The organism is Longimycelium tulufanense (assembly GCF_014645795.1).
In the GTDB taxonomy this organism is placed as follows: Bacteria; Actinomycetota; Actinomycetes; order Mycobacteriales; family Pseudonocardiaceae; genus Longimycelium; species Longimycelium tulufanense.
In genome coordinates, this window is record NZ_BMMK01000001.1 from 146,745 (window position 1) to 165,912 (window position 19,168).

13 protein-coding genes are annotated in these 19,168 nt (G+C 67.7%); 9 read left to right on the forward strand and 4 right to left on the reverse strand.

Annotated elements, in window-relative coordinates:
• Positions 1-171: 171 nt before the first annotated feature.
• The gene (locus tag IEY55_RS00630) at positions 172-1,017 is read right to left on the reverse strand and encodes a ribosomal RNA small subunit methyltransferase A (protein WP_229685814.1); all 846 of its coding nucleotides are present in this window, start codon (positions 1,015-1,017) and stop codon (positions 172-174) included.
• Between the two features lie 381 nt (positions 1,018-1,398).
• On the opposite strand from IEY55_RS00630, the gene IEY55_RS00635 reads away from it, so the two are divergent.
• Positions 1,399-2,700: a glycosyltransferase family 87 protein gene (locus IEY55_RS00635; protein WP_189052819.1), complete on the forward strand. Its 1,302-nt coding sequence runs from the start codon at positions 1,399-1,401 to the stop codon at positions 2,698-2,700.
• A 191-nt stretch (positions 2,701-2,891) separates the two neighbouring features.
• Here IEY55_RS00635 and IEY55_RS00640 read toward each other — a convergent pair whose 3' ends face one another.
• Positions 2,892-4,127 (reverse strand): lipase family protein, encoded by a 1,236-nt coding sequence (locus IEY55_RS00640; protein ID WP_229685816.1) that lies wholly within the window; start codon positions 4,125-4,127, stop codon positions 2,892-2,894.
• 341 nt (positions 4,128-4,468) lie between these two features.
• Between IEY55_RS00640 and IEY55_RS00645 the strand changes: the two genes are divergently transcribed.
• The 5 genes from IEY55_RS00645 to IEY55_RS00665 all read left to right on the forward strand — a co-directional run bounded on the left by IEY55_RS00645 (position 4,469) and on the right by IEY55_RS00665 (position 12,347).
• Positions 4,469-5,287 carry an SAM-dependent methyltransferase gene (locus IEY55_RS00645; RefSeq protein WP_189052820.1) on the forward strand — a complete coding sequence of 273 codons (819 nt, stop codon included), beginning with the start codon at positions 4,469-4,471 and terminating at the stop codon, positions 5,285-5,287.
• A 218-nt stretch (positions 5,288-5,505) separates the two neighbouring features.
• Positions 5,506-7,581: a putative bifunctional diguanylate cyclase/phosphodiesterase gene (locus IEY55_RS00650; protein ID WP_189052821.1), complete on the forward strand. Its 2,076-nt coding sequence runs from the start codon at positions 5,506-5,508 to the stop codon at positions 7,579-7,581.
• Positions 7,582-7,728: 147 nt separating this feature from the next.
• A complete protein-coding gene (locus tag IEY55_RS00655) occupies positions 7,729-8,055 on the forward strand; it encodes a hypothetical protein (protein ID WP_189052822.1) in 327 nt (108 codons plus the stop codon).
• 328 nt (positions 8,056-8,383) lie between these two features.
• On the forward strand, positions 8,384-9,601 hold the full coding sequence (locus IEY55_RS00660; RefSeq protein ID WP_189052823.1) for a hypothetical protein: 1,218 nt from the start codon (positions 8,384-8,386) through the stop codon (positions 9,599-9,601).
• Between the two features lie 421 nt (positions 9,602-10,022).
• Positions 10,023-12,347, forward strand: coding sequence for a penicillin acylase family protein (locus IEY55_RS00665; protein ID WP_229685817.1), 2,325 nt, complete (start codon positions 10,023-10,025; stop codon positions 12,345-12,347).
• Between the two features lie 174 nt (positions 12,348-12,521).
• Here IEY55_RS00665 and IEY55_RS00670 read toward each other — a convergent pair whose 3' ends face one another.
• Positions 12,522-14,015 carry a CoA-acylating methylmalonate-semialdehyde dehydrogenase gene (locus IEY55_RS00670; protein ID WP_189052825.1) on the reverse strand — a complete coding sequence of 498 codons (1,494 nt, stop codon included), beginning with the start codon at positions 14,013-14,015 and terminating at the stop codon, positions 12,522-12,524.
• A complete protein-coding gene (locus tag IEY55_RS00675) occupies positions 14,012-15,313 on the reverse strand; it encodes an aspartate aminotransferase family protein (RefSeq protein WP_189052826.1) in 1,302 nt (433 codons plus the stop codon). Before IEY55_RS00675 ends, IEY55_RS00670 begins: the two co-directional genes overlap by 4 nt.
• A 125-nt stretch (positions 15,314-15,438) precedes the next feature.
• Here IEY55_RS00675 and IEY55_RS00680 point away from each other — a divergent pair, with 125 nt between their 5' ends.
• The 3 genes from IEY55_RS00680 to IEY55_RS00690 all read left to right on the forward strand — a co-directional run bounded on the left by IEY55_RS00680 (position 15,439) and on the right by IEY55_RS00690 (position 19,122).
• Positions 15,439-17,076, forward strand: coding sequence for a PucR family transcriptional regulator (locus IEY55_RS00680; protein ID WP_189052827.1), 1,638 nt, complete (start codon positions 15,439-15,441; stop codon positions 17,074-17,076).
• A gap of 277 nt (positions 17,077-17,353) precedes the next feature.
• Positions 17,354-18,316, forward strand: a complete 963-nt coding sequence (locus IEY55_RS00685; RefSeq protein ID WP_189052828.1) for an ATP-binding cassette domain-containing protein — start codon at positions 17,354-17,356, stop codon at positions 18,314-18,316.
• The gene (locus tag IEY55_RS00690; RefSeq protein ID WP_229685819.1) at positions 18,313-19,122 is read left to right on the forward strand and encodes an ABC transporter permease; all 810 of its coding nucleotides are present in this window, start codon (positions 18,313-18,315) and stop codon (positions 19,120-19,122) included. Before IEY55_RS00685 ends, IEY55_RS00690 begins: the two co-directional genes overlap by 4 nt.
• Positions 19,123-19,168 lie beyond the last annotated feature (46 nt).

Consider the following 19,168-nt stretch of genomic DNA (forward strand, 5'->3'; position numbering starts at 1 on the left):
TCGGGCCACACACCCCCGCCATTTCTCATCACCCCTGGGGGTGAGGTGCGCCCGGTCCTCGTCGAGCGGGGAGACCGTTGTCTCCGGGACGCGGGCCAGGACGTCATAAGTGTGGACGACCTCAGTGTCGGCGACCCGGATCCAGTTCGGCCCGGCGGTGGTGCCAGGCTGTTAGCGCTCCTTACCGGGTCGGATGAGCTGGCTGGGAAGCGACGGTGCGTCGACCCACTCGCCGAGTGACCGGGCGAGATCGGCCCACTCCGTGACGGTGACGGCAAGAGCGGGCCGAGTCGCCTCGATCCCCACCTCGGAAAGCGCGCGGCCTGCCTGCCTCCTCACCAGGAGTCCGGTGACGACGGATCGAACTGGCAGGGATGGCGTCGAGTACGCCGTCTCCAGAAGCGACCACAGAGCCCGCTGTGTGGATCCACGGCGCATTCCGGTACGGGGCCGCACCAGGAGGTGGGCGGAGTCAACCGACGGAGCGGGCTGGAAGCAGTCCGCTCGAATTCTGCGAAGCAGGCGTAGCTCGAAACGCGCCGCCCACCACGCGGTCTGGAGGTCGCGGGGAGCCGCCTGCGTGAGGCGCTTGGCGAAGCCCCGTTCCACCACGAGATCGGCCGCGCGTAGCGGGGTCCGAGCTGGCTGGAGCAGCCGGCGAAGTATCGCTGTACTCAGCGAGTACGGCAGGGACGCCACAACCGCGTAGGGCCGCCAGGGAAGAGGGCAACGCCGGAGATCTCCGGTGACGATGCGGACATTGTCCCGCCCGGCGAGCCTGCGTTCGAGCTGACGCACGAACTTCGGGCTGCGTTCGATCGCGGCCACGTGCGCGCCGGTGGCTGCGAGAGGCGCGGTGAGGGTCCCCGGCCCGGCGCCGAGGTCCAGAACGAGGTCACCGGGACCGACGCCGGCCGAACGGACCAGCGACCGGACTACCGACGCGGCGCGAAGGATGTGAACTCCGGAAGGGCTTTTCGAGGTACGCGAACAGCGCGTTGCGGTGATCGTGGGCACGAGCCAGCTCCATGGGCGTTGTGCGGATGAGTGCACAGGCGCTCGCGGTCATGTCGCACGGCAAATCCCGGTACGGGGCCGGGATAAGGGGACACGACCGGGGCGGCAGCGGGCTGCCCACGAGGGCGCCAGACGCTGCCGCGCTCAGCGCCTCAGCCGCATGAGAGAGGTTCTACCCATCCATGTGCTCAACCATATGCCGCCCACTGGAGCGCGGCCAACGGGTTTTCGGCTTCTATCGGAGGTACGCACTTCGTCGCCTGGTCTAGTACTCAGGTATTACGTCGAGAACAAACCTGGGTACGACGATGGACGGCGAAGACCGCTACTAGCCTCGCCGAGGTTGCGGGGAGTGTTCGTGAGCAGGGGGAGCCCACGCGAATGACGAGCGGGACGATCGTCGGTAACAGGTCGGACGAGGGGGAGGACACACCGGAACCGGAGAGACGCCGGCTGGTAGTACCGGCAGCGGCTGTCATTGTTGCCGGGATAGCCGCGGTCGCGGGCGTTCTCTGGTCCGTTTTCGACCTACCGCTCGGCGTCGATCTGGCCGTTTATCGGTCGGGCGCCCTCGCCGTACTACACGGTGAAGCTCTTTATGAACCTTTGCGTGCGTTGCCCAACTCGGCGCAGGGCCTTCCCTTCACGTATCCACCAGTTGCGGCCCTTCTGTTCCTGCCGCTGGTCCTCGTCCCGTGGCAGGTCGCCACGGGCCTACTGGGCGCGGCGTCGATCCTCGCGCTCGGGCTCGCCATCCGACTCGCCCTCGACCACGAGGAACGCCAGCTCGGTGGCAGGGCGGTAACCGCCCTCGTCCTCGCGGCGCTGGTGCTCGCCCCGGTGCGGGACACCCTCGGACTCGGCCAGATCAACCTGGTGTTGATGGGCCTGGTGATGGTCGACGTGTTGACGTTGCGCGGATCCCGTTGGTCCGGAGTGCTGACCGGCGTGGCCGCCGCCATCAAGCTCACCCCGTTGATCTTTGTGCCGCACCTGTTCCTGGTGGGGCGCCGTGCCGACGCCGCCCGTGCGATCGCGACGTTCCTTGGGCTCAACGTGGCTGCGACACTTCTGCTCCCCGGGGACACCTGGAAGTTCTGGGCGAGCGCGATGCTCGGCGGAAACAAGGCGACCGCCAACGGATGGCCCGGGAACCAGTCGGTCAACGGCCTGGTGCACCGTCTCGTGGGCGACGGGCCCCGGGTTCTGGCTGCGGTCGCCGTGGTGAGCATCGGGTGCCTCATCGTTGCGGCCATGCTGGTGCGCCGTCCACACCGGGAAGGTCGACCGCTCGACGCCCTGTTGGGGATGGCGATGTGTGGGCTGGTCATCAGCCCGATCTCGTGGCCCCATCACTGGGTGTGGGTGGTCCCGCTACTCGTGGTCCTGTTGTGTCGCATGGGAACTCTCGGTGGTTGGTTGCTGCTGTCAGCTCTCGCAGTCGTGTTCACCGTCGTGAGCCTCTACTTCTTCACGGTGTGGGATGTTCACCTGCATCACCACCAGGGCCCGGCATGGGTACTTCCGCACACCATCGCCAGCAATGCTTACCTTGTGGCCGCGGCAATCTCGGTCCTCGCTGTGGTTCGAACCACGCGCACGGTCAGTTCCCCCGGCTGGCGCAGGAGAGACCCGCGATTCGGCGAACGCACGACGAGTGCAATGCCAGGCAACACGAAATGATCTCATGTCTTGCAGTTGGGAGCGACACTCCAGTGTGAAACTGGGATTTCGCGTGGCCGCACCCGTATGCCACGGCTAGTTTCGGTTTCGTGCGACACATGCTTCATCGCGAAGGGTAGGCCCGCCACGGGGTAACGGGCCGGGGGAGGGCGGGGAGCGGGCCGATTGGCCCGCTCCCCGGTTCGCCGTGATCAGCAGGATGTCGGCGGTGCCGCTCCTGCGAAACGGTCGCCCAGCCAGGAGACGGCGAGTGGCGCTCCGACGATCGAGGCGTACATGTGGTTCATCAGGGGAAGCGGACGCCAGGACACCGTGGCGCCGTGGTGGCAGTAGTCGTCGGCGAGCTGTTTCCCCACCTGGAACGGGATCAGCTCGTCGAACGTGCCGTGGTAGACGAGAATCGGCGCGCCCGGCGCCCGTTGCCCGGCATGGTTTTCGTTGATCCGGGCGGCCCACTGCGGTTCGGAGAGCAGGTCCCGAACGGTGGTGAACTCGTTCAGGTACCGGAACGAGTAGCGTGTCGTGAACTCCGCGAGGCAGGAGGTCGCGACGTCGGGTACGGCCTTCTTCCCGGCTGTACTGAGCACGCTCTCGAACGGGAGTTCCGGGTAGGCCGTGGCCTGGCCGATGGCGCCCGCGAGAAGGAGGCCGGAACCTGCCCTGCCGTCCGTGGCGTGGGCGAGCGCGGTGAGATCGGCCGGCACCCCACCGGCGGCGACACCTCGCACGGCCAGTTCCGGCGCGTACGACGGTTGCAGCTCGCCGGCGAAGGAAGCGGCCTGGCCACCCTGGGAGTAGCCCCAGATCGCGATCGGCGAGTCGGCCAGCCCGACGCCGGGGAACCGTTGTGCGGCGCGGGCTGCGTCGAGCACGGCGTGCCCCTCGGCGGGACCGGCGGTGTAGGTGTGCACGCCCGGGGTGCCCAGACCCTCGTAGTCGGTGACGACCACCGCCCAGCCGCGCTGTAGAGCCTCGCCGATCCTCTGGAGCTCGTCCTCGCGGCCGGTGCGCATCAGGTATGAGGGCGCGCACTGGTCGCCGAGCCCGTGCGTGCCGACGGCGTAGGTGACCAGTGGTCGGGGGCCGTCGTTCCACGGGGACGTGGGCACCAGGAGGGTGCCCGAGACCGCGTTCGGGTGGCCGAGCGCGGAGCTGGACTCGTAAAGGAGCTGCCAGGTGCGCACCGGTACCGGTAACGCCGGGTCGGCGGTGAGCTCGACCGGCCGGGACCGGATGATCGTCCCGGGTGGGCCGTCGGGCAGAGGGTACGGCGGCTGGTAGAAGGAATCTTCGTTCGGTGTGGTCACCAGGCCGAGGGCCGTGTCCCGGGCGAGTGCGGACGGCGTACCGACCGCGACCAGCCCACTGAGGAACAGGATGGCGACCAAACCCGCCCGGAAAAGCCGGACATGCACCACTGCCTCCACCCTTCAAGATCGTGTGGTCCAGCGGATGGCGGCGCGTCGCGGATTATTCTGCCATGGCCGGAGTACTCGAATAAACGTTCGAACTCATTCCGCTTGGTGGATGATCCGACTTGCTGACGGCCCGTAAAGTACTCTCGTAAAAATGTCAACCAGGTAACCGGGCGGACAAACTTCGGAAATTTTCCGAACGTATCGGCGTCCGCGCATGCATAGTAACAAACTATCACCGGCGGATCGGCTCGGGTGCCCGGTGGAACCCGGATGGCCCGTGAACTCCGCGGCTGGAAAGCGCTACGTTGTGTAGTGCGTCAGCTGCGCTGGGAGTCAGTGAGGGGTAGATCGTGGCCAAACAGTTGAGCTGGGTGCCGGAGGATGTCGAGATGGGACGGCCGAGCGCGGCTCGTGTGTACGATTACCTGCTGGGCGGGGGACACAACTTCGCCGCCGACCGCGAGCTGGCCGAGCGGTTCGCGCGTGCGCTTCCCGGGTCACGGGACATCGCCCGGCTCAACCGCGCCTTCCTGCGGCGTGGCGTGTTGTTTCTGATCGAGAATGGGATCCGGCAGTTCCTCGACATCGGTTCCGGTATCCCCACCGTCGGAAACGTGCACGAGATCGCGCAGGCTGTCGACCCGACCATTCGGGTCGTGTACGTGGACAACGAGCCGGTTGCCGTCGCCCACAGCCAGCTGCTGCTGGAGCACAACGACCGGGCCGCGGCGGTGGAGGCCGATCTCGTCCACCCCGACGGAGTCCTGGACCACCCCGCCGTGCACGGTCTGCTCGACCTCGACCAGCCGCTCGGCCTGCTCATGGTGGGTGTCTTCCACTTCGTCCCGCCGGAACGGGCGCCGCTGGAGCTGTTGGCCCGCTACCGCGAGCGGCTGGCGCCGGGCAGCTACCTGGCGCTCTCCCACTTCACCGCGGACACCCGGCCGGCGGAGATGGCGGCCATGGTCGAGGTGATGAGCAACAGCCGCGATCCCATCCACCCGCGGACCCGGGCCGAGATCGCCGAGCTGTTCACCGGCTTCGAGCTGGTGAACCCCGGTGTCGTTCCCACGGCCGACTGGCACCCGGTGGCACCAGCGGACGACGTGGCCGGCCCGGAACGTGAACAGATCTACGCCGGAGTGGGCCGCAAGACCGCAACCGGATGAAATTCCTCGCTGGACCGGATGAGCCCAAACCTTTCACCAACCGCGGTTGTGTGAGGGAGAGTGCCGTGGACGTGCTTCCGCTCGAGATCGCCGGCAGCGCTTCGCTGCGTCCGGCTCGGCCGCAGGAGGGCTGAACACTGCGAAACCTGGCCCACGGTTGGCAGCCACCGTGCTGGCAGCGATCGTGCTCGTCGCCGAACGGCGCGCCGAGGAGCGCGGTGCCCGGCGTCCCGGTGCGCGGTCCGTGGAGCCGATCCGGGCTGGCCCGCGAGTGGGCGGTGGCGATGGCCACCAGCGGCTACGTGCCGTTGGGCCACGAGACCATCGAGCGGGAGCTGGAGGAGCTCGTCGACGTCCTGTTCGACGTCCTGCTGGCGGAGCCGTTCGCCCCGGCCCCGGCCGAGGAGGTCGGCACTGGGCTGGCCGATCTCGGGTTCACCACGCCGACCGGGCTGAGCCGCACGGTGGAGCTGCTCGTCCGGCGTCTGCCCGCCCATCCCGAGCTGCTGGACGTCCACCGCCTGCCGGACAAGGTCGCAAGCGTCGTGGGCGCGCTGACCGACAGCTATGCGTTCGCGGTCCGCAACTTTGTCTTCGACCAGCAGGAGGAGCTCAAGCGTGCGTTGTTGCGTGCCAAGGAACGCGCCGAGCGGCAGCTGTGGTTGAGCGAGGCGCGGTTCCGGGAGGTGTTCAGCGGGTCTCCGGTCGGCATCGCGATCACCGACGTGGACGGCGCGCTCGTCGAGACCAACTGGGCAATCCGGGAGATGCTTGGTTACAGCGGTGCGGAGCTGGCCGGCCGGGACCTGGTGGACCTGGTCCATCCCGACCACGCGGCCGCGGTGCGGGAGGCGTACCGCTCGCTCAACGAAGGCGTGAGTGGACGCCTGCGGGAGCGCGGCCAACTGCTGCACAAGGACGGCGACCCGGTGTGGGCTTATCTCGCCGCGTCCGTGTTGCGCGATGCGAACGGTGCGCCGAGATACCACGTGACGATGGTGGAGGACATCACCGAGCTGCGGTTGCTCCAACACCAGCTGACACGGCAGAACCTGCACGACCCGTTGACCGGGCTGCCGAACCGGCAGTTCCTGGTGTCCCGCCTGACAGACCTGTTCGCTCGCCCCGAGCCCGTCGACCTCACGTTGTTCCTGCTGGAGGTGGACGGGCTCGCCGTCGTGAACGAGGGTCTCGGCCACGATGCTGGCGACGCGTTGCTGCGCATGGTGGCACACCGACTGCACGGACTGGTGGGGGAGGATCCCCGCGCCATGCTCGTCCGGACGGGCGGGGACGAGTTCGCGGTCGCGATCGAGGGTGAGCCGCCCGAACTCGCCAGGTGGGCCGCCGACATCAACGCGGAGCTGGCTGAGCCGATTTACGTGGGGGAGCAGGGGATTGCTGCCTCCGTCAGCATCGGCATCGTAAGACAGGTAGCCGGGGAACTGGTGTTCGCCAGCGCCGCGGAGTTGTTGCGTGCCGCGGAAGTAGCGCTGCGCCGGGTGACCGTCCGTGGAAAGCGGCAGTGGGGCTTGTTCGACCCGAACCTGGATTCCCGGGAGCGGGCACGAGCTGGTTTGGCGGCGGCCATGCCGGGCGCGTGGGAGAATGGGGAGCTCGAGATCCGATTCGAGCCCGCTGTCGCCGCGGACGGACGGCAGCCGCTCGGTGCCTTGGCGACACTGGCGTGGAACCACCCGAAACGGGGCTTGGTGCGGCACGGCGAGTGCATCGCGTTGGCCGAGCAGACCGGGTTGAGCGTGCCGATTGCGCAGTGGGTTCTGCGGACCGCGCTCGAACGTGCGCGGCAGGCCGACAGCGACGTTCCGGTGGCTGTGCCGTTGACCGCGGATCAGGCGCACGACCCCGACCTCGTGGGAACGGTTGGCGATCTCCTTGCCGGGCTGGATTTTGGGGCGTCGCGGCTGTGGATCGGGATGCCTGTTTCGGCACTGCGTGACGAGCAGGGTGAGGCCCGTGACAACCTCCAGGTGCTCGCGGCAACCGGGGTGAACACCTATCTGCACGGATTCGGGCTCGGCTACGAGGACCTGGCGTGCATGGAGGATCTTCCCGCGCGTGCGGTGGAGATCGCGCCGGATCTGGTGCAGCGGCTGGCCCGGAATCCGGGCACCGTGGTGGAGCGTGCGGTACGGGACTTGGTGCCGTTGGTGCGCGAGCACGGTGCGGGAGTGTTGGTCGACGGGATCGAGACCGAGCAGCAGGCGGAGTGGTGGACGCGGCTGGGCGTGGATGCCCTTCGTGGCCCGCTGTTTGCCGACACGTCTTGGTAATGGTCCAGGACTGGCGGACCCGTCTCACGACCGTACCGGAGGAGAGCACTGGTTTGCCGTGGCGATGAATAGTTGTTTCAGCTAATTCTAACGACGAAATTCACGAGGAAAACAACCGTCGAGTACGTCCCGCCAGACACCAACGAGGTGCTCGACGTCGGCACCACCGATGACAGCGGGCTGGTCCGCCTCGTGGTCGACAGGCGTACTGCGGGTGGCCGGGTGACGACAACTGTAATTAAGGAACGCGTAGACGACCGTCAGGCAGAGCCGGAGGTGAACACCTTCGTACGTCCGGTGATCGAGGAGCGGCCGGATGTCTTCTTCCGTGTGACCCTGCCCAACGGGGACGTGGTTGACTCGCGGAGCACGGGGACGTTCTTCGTGCCCAACTTCAACGACCGGCGGCTAGGGTCGCCCGCGGCGCCGCACCGACTCATCGTGATCCGACCGGGTGTCGTCCAGCCGTTCTGAGGCATCAGTGTGTGCGGGTGAAGCCGGGGTGGACGCCGCCGTGGAGGGTGGGGCCAGCGGCCGGTGACGACTTTGGTGCGGGTGAAGAAGTGGCTTCCGTCGGGCGTGTGGGCATGCGCGTCCCTGGAAGGATGACGATTCAGCTGTTGGAACTCCGCGGATTCTGCTCCTGTCGACATCATGATGAAGTGAAACGTTTCATAAGATGTTGGTATGAGTGGCCGAGACGCTTGTGTCACCAGCCCTCCCCTGATTAACGTCGCCGTTCGGCTGCCCGCGCGGGGGCAGCCGTTTCGTGTTCAGTGTCTTGAGGGGAATAGGGGGACTCGTGGAGTCCAGCACGCGACATCGTTCGCGAGTCGTCCTGCTCCTGCTGTCGTTCCTCGTCGCCGTCGCGGCGTCGTTGGTCGGCACGCAGGTGGCTTCGGCCACGCCGGGGCAGGACTGGGTGTGGCGGGTTGACACCCGACACCCGTACGAGGATCAGATCTTCACCAGCGGCTTCTCGCCACGGGGCAACAACAACGACCTGACCCAGCACGTGTCTGGGGCTTCCATCCGTGACCGCAACAGTGGCTTCGTGGCGACGACCGCGAACCGCGCTGCGGCCGAGCGCATCGCTTACCTGTTGTTGCGGTCGAGGGAGAACGGATCGCAGCCCAACTCGGTGTGGATCTACCAGATCCGGCCGAGCGAGCAGTTCCGGGACGTCAACCTGAGCCTGGACTACTCGATCCAGCGCATGGAGGGCTGGGCCAACGACGACAACGGGCAGCTGAACCAGCTGCGCAACCTGCGGACCGTCTTCGGCTGGCAGCAGGAGTTCGCCTCGCTCGGCTCGATTCCGGCCTCGCAGGTGCACTCGGCGCAGCAGCTCACCATGCGCTGGGGTGAGGTGACCGAAGGGAACCCCGAGCAGAACCGGCGGTACCAGGCGGGGCGTCCGGTGTGGAACAACGAGCCGTACCAGGCCAGGTCCCGTGACCGGGAGCCGATCTGGGCGGTCGCCGGTGCGGTCATCGGCCTGGGCTGGTGCCTGGGCAAGCAGAATCGTCAGCCGCGGTCGGTCGAGGCGCGCGCCACGGCCGACAGCTGTGGGAAGGTCGAGCAGGTTCAGTTCAAGGGCCGGGGCAAGGTGTGGGACCCACGGCTGAACCGGGAGGTCACCCGGGACACCCTGTTCGGGTGGACCGAGAAGTGCGGTGGCGCGGGTGGCAAGCACTGTGTGCGCGTACCCGACGTCTGCTCGGTTCGCGTCGTCCGCTCACCGTCCGGCAACTTCTACGACATGCTCACCGGAAGCTGCGGCAAGGGTCACCTCTTCGACAAGTACCGCGTGAAGCTGGGTGCGGGCGGTAGCTCGAACACCTACGTGGACCAGACGATCAACGGGTTCGACACCAGCCACGAGCACTCGATTCTGGCCAACAAGGTGTGGGACAAGTACCACGGCAAGCCGCTGTCGGAGAACTACCGGCTGGCCGACGTCTTCCAGGACGGCTCGTCCTGGTGGTCGAACTTCACGATCGTTCCCGAGATGCGGTGATCCGCACGCTCTCATCGAGAGCGTCGCGACGTAGATAGCGTCGTATTCCGATTTGTAGAAGCGGGCACGGCTCCACTGGGTCGTGCCCGCTTCCGCATGAGACGCTGCCACGTGACTCGTAGCGGTGGCCTGCTTCGATCACGATGCGGTACAGGTCATCACAGCAGCCCAATCGCTGCGAGGGGCTCCCTGTTGACCCTGATGCCTCGATGGACGTCGGAGCGTCCTTTCGTGGACAATCGTGTGTGGGAATCGAGAATTTCAGTGTGATACTTATCACTATCCGGAACGGTGGATGTGAGAAGCGGGTATGCGAAGGGCCACGTTCTCGGGTCGACGGCTCACAGCCCTTGTCGTCGCCGTCGCAACGGTACTGACCACGGTTTCGGATGTCGCCACAGATGATCAGATTGCCGGCACGATGGACTTGCGGGACGCGTCGAGGGGCGGTCTCGCGGCGGACATCCGCTATACCGAGTACGGTGTCCCGCACATCAAGGCGGCCAATTTCGCCGGGCTCGGCTATGGGTACGGGTTCGCGGCGGCAAAGGACAACATCTGTGCGTTGGCGGACATCTACCTGACGGTGGGTGCCGAGCGGTCCCGCTATCTCGGCCCCGACGCGTCAGGCAACACCGCCTACGGCGCGGCTCAGAGCAACCTGAACAGCGACCTGTACTTCCGGCAGGTCAACGACTCCGGCGTGGTCGAGCGTGTGCTCGACGCTCCACCACCGGTCGGTCCACGGGCCGAGGTGCGCGAGCTGATCCGCGGCTACGTGGCCGGCTACAACCGATACCTGCGTGACACCGGGGTCGCGGGCATCTCGGACCCGGCCTGCCGAGGCGCAGCTTGGGTGCGTCCGATCACCGAGATCGACGTGTACCGGCATGTCCACGCGCTGTCCACGCTGGTCGCACAGGGACAGGTGATCGACGGTATCGCCCAGGCCGCACCGCCGGGTCCGGTCAGGAGCAGCGCGGCGACCGAGCCGGTCCCGGCCGACGCCCTCGACCGGGTACGCCGGGCCCTGGGCCACGGTGGTATGGGCAGCAACGCGATCGCCATCGGTTCGGACGGGACAGCGAACCGGAGGGGATTGTTGCTGGGCAACCCACACTACTTCTGGCATGGCGGCATGCGATTCTGGCAGTCCCAGCTGACGGTGCCGGGGCGGCTCGACGTCAGCGGTGGCGGCCTGCTGGGGGTACCGCTGGTGCAGATCGGTTTCAATCGCGATGTCGCGTGGAGCCACACCGTCGCCAGACCGACCACGTTCGGCTTGTATCAGCTCCAGCTCGTGCCCGGGGCACCAACGACGTATCTGGTCGACGGCTCGCCGGAGCAGATGACCAGCCGTCAGGTGGCCGTCGAGGTTCGCAACCAGGACGGTTCCCTCAGCACGGTCGAACGCACCCTCTACTCGACGCGATATGGACCTGTGCTGTCGTCGGGCTTCAACCTCCCGTTGTCCTGGACCGGCACCAGCGCCTACGCGATTCGGGATGCCAACCAGGGCAACTTACGCGGCCTGAACACCTGGTTCGAGCTCGGCCAAGCGCACAACGCCCGCGACGTCGTGCGCGCACTGTCCCGGAGCCAGGGGGTACCGTGGCTGAACACCGTCGCCACCGACCGGTCAGGGCAGGCGCTCTACGCCGACATCCAGGTTGTCCCGCACGTGACGGACGAGCTCGCAGCCCGGTGCAACACGGGGCTCGGCGCGAAAACCTTCCCGAACACCGGGATGACCATATTCGACGGATCACGGGGCGACTGCGCGTGGGGCAACGACCCGGACGCGCCGGTGCCCGGTATCTTCGGCCCGCGCCGGATGCCGGTTCAGGCCCGCACCGACTACGTGGGGAACTTCAACGACAGCGCATGGCTGTCGAACCCGCACCAGCCGATCACCGGCTACCCACGGATCATGGGCGCTATCGCCACCGAGCGCAATCCTCGGACCCGCATGGGGTTCACCGTGGTCGAGGAACAGCTCGCGCGTGGCGGGTTTTCCCGTCAGGCCATGCAGGATCTGCTGTTCGATGATCGCAGCTGGGTCGGCGAACGGGCAGCCGCCGACACGGCCAAGATGTGCGCATCGTTCCCCGATGGCAGGGCGCCTACCTCGGGCGGCGGAACCGTCGAGGTCGGTCGAGCCTGTACCGCACTGTCCGAATGGGACCGACGGATGACCACGGGTAGCCGCGGTGGCCTTCTGTTCGAGCGATACTGGTTGAGGGTTGCCGAACTTGACGATCTGTGGCGGGTGCCGTTCAACCCGGCCGAGCCGGTTGCGACTCCGAACACGCTGAACACGGCGAACCCGTCGGTGCAGCGGGCACTCGGCGACGCCATTGCCGAGCTGCGGATCGCGGGCATCGAACCGGATGCCCCGCTCGGCGAGAACCACTATGTTGTGCGCGACGGCAGTCGGATCGTGATCCATGGCGGAACCGAGGCGCAGGGCGTGCTCAACGCGATCAATCCCATCTGGGACCCGGCTCAAGGCAACACCGAGGTGTGGGACGGATCGAGCTACATCCAGGTGGTCTCGTTCACCAACGATCGCTGCCCGGACGCGACCACCCTCCTCACCTACTCCGAGTCCAGTGATCCGAGCTCACCACACTTCGCCGACCAGACCCACCTGTTCTCCGCGAGCCGGTGGGTGCGGGCCAGGTTCTGCGAGCGGGACATCCGTTCCTCACCCGTGCTGCGGGTGGTGCGCCTGCGCGAGCGGTGACGTTTCCGCGTCGCCACACGCACCAACCGCCGGAACTGGCCGGGGCCATTACCCGTGAACGAGGACCCACTCGGACCGGGGCCTCGGTGATCACCGCACCACACCGTGATCACACCAACCCCCGGCCACCAGTCGCATGGCAGCATCCGGTGCTGGCGTCGGCCCGCTCCCCGGCTAGTGGTTGCGGGGGAAACCGAGGTTGACGCCGCCGTGGGAGGGGTCGAGCCAGCGACTGGTGATGACCTTGGTGCGGGTGAAGAAGTGGATTCCGTCCGGACCGTAGGCGTGTGTGTCGCCGAAGAGCGATGACTTCCAGCCACCGAAGGAGTAGTAGGAGACCGGGACCGGGATCGGCACGTTGACCCCAACCATGCCAACCTCGACCTCGTTCTGATACCGGCGCGCCGCTCCGCCGTCATTGGTGAAGATCGCCGTGCCGTTGCCGTACGGGTTGGCGTTGACGAGCTGCAACGCCTCGTCATACGACGAGGCACGCACAACCGAGAGCACCGGACCGAAAATCTCGTCCCGGTAGATCCGCATCTCCGGCGTCACGTGATCGAACAACGTCGGCCCGAGCCAGAACCCGTTGCCGTCACCGCCAACGGGGTGGTTCCGGCCATCCACGACCAGGGTGGCGCCCGACGCGACGCCGTCATCCAGATAGCCTGCGACGCGATCGCGGTGCGCGCGGGTAACCAGCGGGCCCATCTCGGCGCCCGGGTGCCGGCCGTCGCCGACCGAGACGCGACCGATGCGGTCGCGGATCCGGCTCACCAGGTCATCGCCGACCGGATCCACGGCCACCACAACGGACACCGCCATGCACCGCTCGCCGGCCGAGCCGAAACCGGCCGAGACCGCGGCATCCGCCGCCAGGTCCAGGTCGGCGTCGGGGAGCACGACCATGTGGTTCTTGGCGCCGCCCAGGGCCTGCACCCGCTTGCCGTGCCGGGTGCCGGTCTCGTAGACGTGGCGGGCCACCGGCGTCGACCCAACGAAGGAGACGGCCCGGACTTCCGGGTGCTCCAGCAGCCGGTCGACCGCAACCTTGTCCCCGTGCACGACGTTGAACACGCCCTCGGGTAGCCCGGCCTCGGCCCACCACTGGGCGAGGACGTTCGCCGCCGACGGGTCCTTCTCGCTCGGCTTGAGCACGACGGTGTCGCCGCACGCCACCGCAACCGGGGCGAACCACAACGGCACCATGGCGGGGAAGTTGAACGGCGAGATCACCCCGACCACGCCCAACGGCTGCCGTAGTGAGTAGACGTCCACCCGGGTCGAGGCGTTCTCGCTGAAACCGCCCTTGAGCAGGTGCGGCACCCCGCAGGCGAACTCGACGACCTCCAGCGCGCGCTGCACCTCGCCCGCGGCGTCGTCGAGGACCTTGCCGTGCTCGGCGGTGACCACCGCGGCCAGCTCGTCCCGCCGCGCCCGCAGGATCTCGCGGAACGCGAAGAGAACATTGGTTCTCCGGGCCAGTGAGGTGTCCCGCCAGCCGGGAAAGGCCCGCGCCGCCGCCGCGACCGCGCGGTCGACCTCCTCCAGCCCGGCGTAGTCGACGTGCGCACGCACCGCCCCGGTGGCCGGGTCGAACACCTCACCGGTGCGCTCGGCAACGCCCTCCCAGGGCTTGCCGTCGATCCAGTGTGAGATCCGGTTCACCGTCCCACCTCCTCCTGCGCTGCCGAGATCGCCTCGTCCAGTACGCCGAGCGCCTCCTCGACCTCCTCGTCGGTGATGGTCATCGGCGGCGCGATCCGGATGACGTTTCCGTACAGCCCGCCCTTACCGACGAGCACGCCACGCGCACGGGCCTCCTCCAGCACCCGCGTCGCCGCGTCCGGACGGGGCGTGCCGTCCGGGTGGACCAGCTCCACCGCGACCATCAGCCCCATCCCGCGCACGTCCCCGACGACCGGGTTGCGCTCGGCGACCGAACGCAGGCCCGCCAGCAGCCGCGTGCCCTGCTTGGCGGCGTTGGCCTGGAGGTCGTGCTCGAACAGGTAGTCCAGCGCGGCGTCCGCGGCGGTCGTCGCCACCGGGTTCCCGCCGAACGTCGAGATGGACTGCGCGTGCAAGCTGTCCATCACGTCGCCGCGTGCCACGACCCCGCCGATCGCCAACCCGTTGGCCAGCCCCTTGGCGAAGGTCATCACGTCCGGCACCACTCCGTGCGCGTCGATTCCCCAGAAGTACTCGCCGGTACGCCCCCAGCCCGTCTGCACCTCGTCGGAAACGAAGAGGATCCCGTACTCGTCCAGGATTTCCTTGAACGCCCGAAACATCCCCTTCGGCGGAACCGCGAACCCGCCGACGCCCTGGATGGGCTCGGCGATCAGGCAGGCGACGTCCCCGGCCGTGGTCGTCTCGATCACCTCGCGCAGGTCGTCCGCGCACGCACGGATGTAGTCGGCGTCGGAGAGATCGCGGAACGGGCTGCGGTAGCGGTAGCTGCCCTGCGCGTAGCTGACGTTCACCGGGGTCAACGAGGAGGCCGACCAGCCGCGGATCCCGGTCACGCCGACGGTCGCGAACGCCCGGCCGTGGTAGGAGTTGCGCATCGCCAGCACCTGGTTGCTCCGGCGGTACTGGCTGGCCAGCATGAGCGCGGTCTCGTTGGCCTCGGTGCCGGAGTTGGTGAAGAACACCTTGGCGTCCGGGATGTTCGACAGCTTCGCGATGCGCTCGGCCAACCTCACCTGCGCCTCGATGAGATAGAGCGTCGAGGTGTGCACCACACCGGTGTCGAGCTGGCGCCGAACCGCATCGCTGATCTCGGCGATGTCGTAGCCGATCGCGTTGGTCAGGATCCCGCCGAAGAGGTCCAGGTAGCTGCGGCCCTCGCCGTCGACCACCCGCCGGCCCGAGCCCCGCACGATCTCGATGGGCTGGTCGTAGTAGAGGGCGAGCCAGCCCGGCATGACCGCCCGGTGCCGCGCCAGCAGGTCCGCGTGTGACATGCGTCCTCCCCGGTCGATGCGCCCGTTGACAAGCCGAGTCTGCTGGCAGGCGGCGAGCCGGGGCTATGGACAACATGTACGCGATCGGGTGCATTGGGCTACGTTGTGTTCGGAGGTGAGTGTGGGTGTACCCGACGGTCTCGGAGGCCATCGCCCTGCCGGTGGTGCGGCGGGGCCGGCCCCGCGTGGTGGCGGGCTCGGCCGGCCTGGGCAACCGGGTGCGGTGGGCGCACGTCGCCGAGGTCGCCGACATCGCCCACCTGCTACGCGGCGGTGAGCTGGTGCTGACCACCGGGATCGCCCTCCCGGACGACCCCGCGGGTCTGGCCCGCTACGTGGACGACCTGGTCGGGGTGGGCGCGGCCGGACTGGTGGTCGAGCTGGTCCGGCGCTGGCCGGACCGGCTGCCCTCGGCGCTGGTCCAGGCCGCCGAGCGGCGCGGGCTGCCGCTGGTGACGTTGTCGGCGGAGACCCGGTTCGTCTCGGTCACCGAGGCGGTCATCGAGCTGGTGATGGACCGCCAGGTCGCCGAGCTCCGCGCGGCCGAGCAGGTCCACGAGATCTTCACCGCGCTCACCGTGTCCGGTGCCGAGCCGACCGACATCCTGCACGAGGTGGCGCGGCTGGCCGGGCTGCCGGTCGTCCTGGAGACCCTCACCCACCACGTCCTCGCCTATGACACCGCGGGGGTGGACCCGGCCGGGCTGCTGCTGGACTGGGAGGCACGCTCACGGTCCGTGACGCCGGACGGGCGCACCGCCTACGACCCCGGCGCCGGCTGGCTGGTCACCGTCGTGGGTGCGCGGGGCGATGACTGGGGCCGGCTGGTGTTGGTCTCGCCCGACGAACCACCGCACCGGCACGTGGTGGTCGCCGAGCGCGCGGCATCGGCGTTGGCGCTGCACCGGCTGGTCGCGCGTGACCGGGACACCCTGGAGCGTCAGACGCATCGCGCGCTGCTGTCGGAGCTGCTGGCTCCCGGAACCCCTTCCGGCGAGCTGCCCATGCGCGCCAACGCACTGGGAATCCCGTTGGAGGACAGGCAACTCGTCGGCGTTGCCATCCAGCCGTGCAGCACCGTACCGACGAGCGCGGCCGCGGCGCTGGCGACGCAGGAAGTTCTGCGCGATCTCGCCGAAGTCACGGCGTCAGCGGCGCGCCGGGCACGGATTCCGGCACTCGTCGGCGTGGTCGACGACAGCAGCGTGCGTGCCCTGTTGTCCTTGCCCCGCAGGATGAACGTGTCCCAGGTACTGGACCAGGTCGCGCAGGAAGTGCATCGGCTGGCGGCCGGCACCCCTCGCGCGTCACGTGTCGTCGTCGCCGTGGGAACGACAGCGGCCTCGCTCTCGGATGCCCGGCGGAGCCTCGGCGAGGCAGCTCATGTCGCCAACGCTGCCTTGCGCTCGCCCGGTTCGAAGACCTATCACCGTCTCGACGACGTGCGGCTGCGCGGCGTCCTCCATCTACTGCGGGACGACGAACGCCTGTCCGCCTTCGTGCATCGCGAGCTGGGACCGCTGCTCGCTCGTGAGGACAACCAAGCTACCCGACTGATCGAGGCGTTGCGGGCGTTCTGTGAGCACGGCGGTAACAAGTCCTCGGCAGCAGCGGCGGTCCATCTGTCCCGCACCGCCTACTACCAACAACTGGAGCGCATCGAACAGCTTCTCGGTGTCTCCCTTGACGACCCGGAGTCCACGCTGTCGCTCCATGTCGCCCTCCTCGCCTCGGACGTGATCACAACGAACCAGCACCGCTGAGATCCGACGGTCACGTCGTTTGTCGCCGCCGCAAGGGAAGTCTGTCGAAGACCTGTCGAGACCAGGCGGAGTCCCTGGTCAGAGCATGGATTTTCGGTGCCGTGGCGAGCTGGCGACAACGTCGTTTCCGCTGGTCAGAGCGAAATGTGAAGACGGTATTCGCGTTTGCCAGGGTGCGTTGTTCGGGCAAGGATGGATCGTCCTGGAGTCAAGCCCCTGAACAAGGGCGTCCTTGTCGTGCTCGCCTGTCGTACACCCTTGCCCACAAGGAGGGACAATGATCCATGCCCGCGGACTGACCAAGCGGTTCAAGGTCAAGAAGGAGAGCGTCGAGGCCGTGCGCGGCATCGATCTCGATGTCGAGGCCGGTCAACTGGTCGCGTTCCTGGGCCCGAACGGCGCCGGGAAGTCCACCACCCTGCGCATGCTGACCACCCTGTTACCCCCGACTTCGGGGACCGCGACCGTCGCGGGCCACGACGTCGTTACCGACCCCGCCGGAGTCCGCCGCCGGATCGGCTACGTGGGGCAGAACAACAGTGCCGGCGAGAACTTCCTCGTGCGGGACGAACTGGTGCACCAGGGCTGTAGCTACGGTCTGACCCGGTCCCAGGCGCGCCGGCGGGCCGATGAGGTGCTGGAGCTGTTGGACCTGCAGTTACTGGCGAAGCGCAAGCCGGGCACGCTCTCCGGTGGGCAGCGTCGGCGACTCGACATCGCGATGGGGCTCATCCATCTGCCCCCGCTGTTGTTCCTGGACGAGCCGTCGACCGGACTCGACCCGCAGAACCGCGCCAACATCTGGGAACACGTTCTGCGGCTCCGCGAGGAGTACGGAACAACGCTGTTCCTCACCACCCACTACCTGGAAGAGGCCGACAGCATGGCCGAGCGAGTGGTGATCATCGATCACGGAGAGATCATCGCGGACGGGACCGCGGAACAGCTCAAGAGCGAGCTGGCGGGCGATCACCTCGCCGTCACCACGCACGACGAGGCGGGCACGAGAAAGGCAGCCGAGATCGCCGCCCGGATCGCGGAGCAGGGCGAGGTCACCGTCGACGGGACGGTGGTCCGGCTGCGGGTCGCCCGGGCCAACGCGGCCCTGCCGGCGTACCTGCGGTCCGTGGAGGAATCCGGGGTGAAGGTCGCCACCGCCGAGGCCACCCGGCCGACGCTGGACGACGTCTTCCTGGCCCTGACCGGCCGGAGCCTTCGGGAGAGCGAGGAGACCGCATGACCGCCGAGGCAGTACGGCAGCACCGGATCGGAAGCGAGGGGCGCGGCATTGGCATGAAGTTCCTGAGTGACATCAGCAATGTCTTCGTTCGCGAGATGACCCCCGTGCTGCGCGAGCCGCTGGGGCTCGTCTTCTCCATGGTGCAGCCCCTGCTGTTCCTGTTCCTGTTCGGTCCGCTGCTCGGTGGCGCGGGGGAGTTCGGCGGTACCTCGGCGTGGCAGTGGTTCGTGCCCGGCGTGCTGATCCTGATGTGCTTGTTCGGCCCGATGATGGCCGGCTACAACCTGCTGGTCGAGCTGATGGGCGGGTCAATGGAGCGGATGCTGGTCACCCCGGTCAACCGTACGGCGATGTTGATTGGTCGCACCCTGAAGGAGTCGCTGGTCCTGCTCGTCCAGGCGGTGCTGATCATCGCCCTGGCGTTGCCGCTCGGCTTCCAGTTCTACCCGCTCGGGGTGCTCGTCGGGCTGGCGTTGCTGGTCGTTCTGGGCGTCGGGCTCGGAGGACTGTCGTTCGCCCTGGCCATCCTCGCCCACCCGAGTGGGCAGCTCTTCTACATCGTGACCCAGGTCGGATTGTTCCCGCTGATGCTGCTGTCGGGAGTGCTGCTCCCGATCGACTTCGGCCCGACCTGGCTCCAGGTGGCCGCGAAGATCAACCCGATCATGCACGTCGCGGACGCGGTGCGGGCACTGTTCGCCGGTACCTTCGCGGACATCTCGATCGTGTACGGGACCCTCGCGGCGTTCCTCGTGGCGCTGTTGGGGCTCGTTGTGGGGACGCGCACAATGCGGCGAGGCATCTGAAGTTCTTCATCCGGGCGTAACACGGAAGAATGAATCGGGTGGGGTG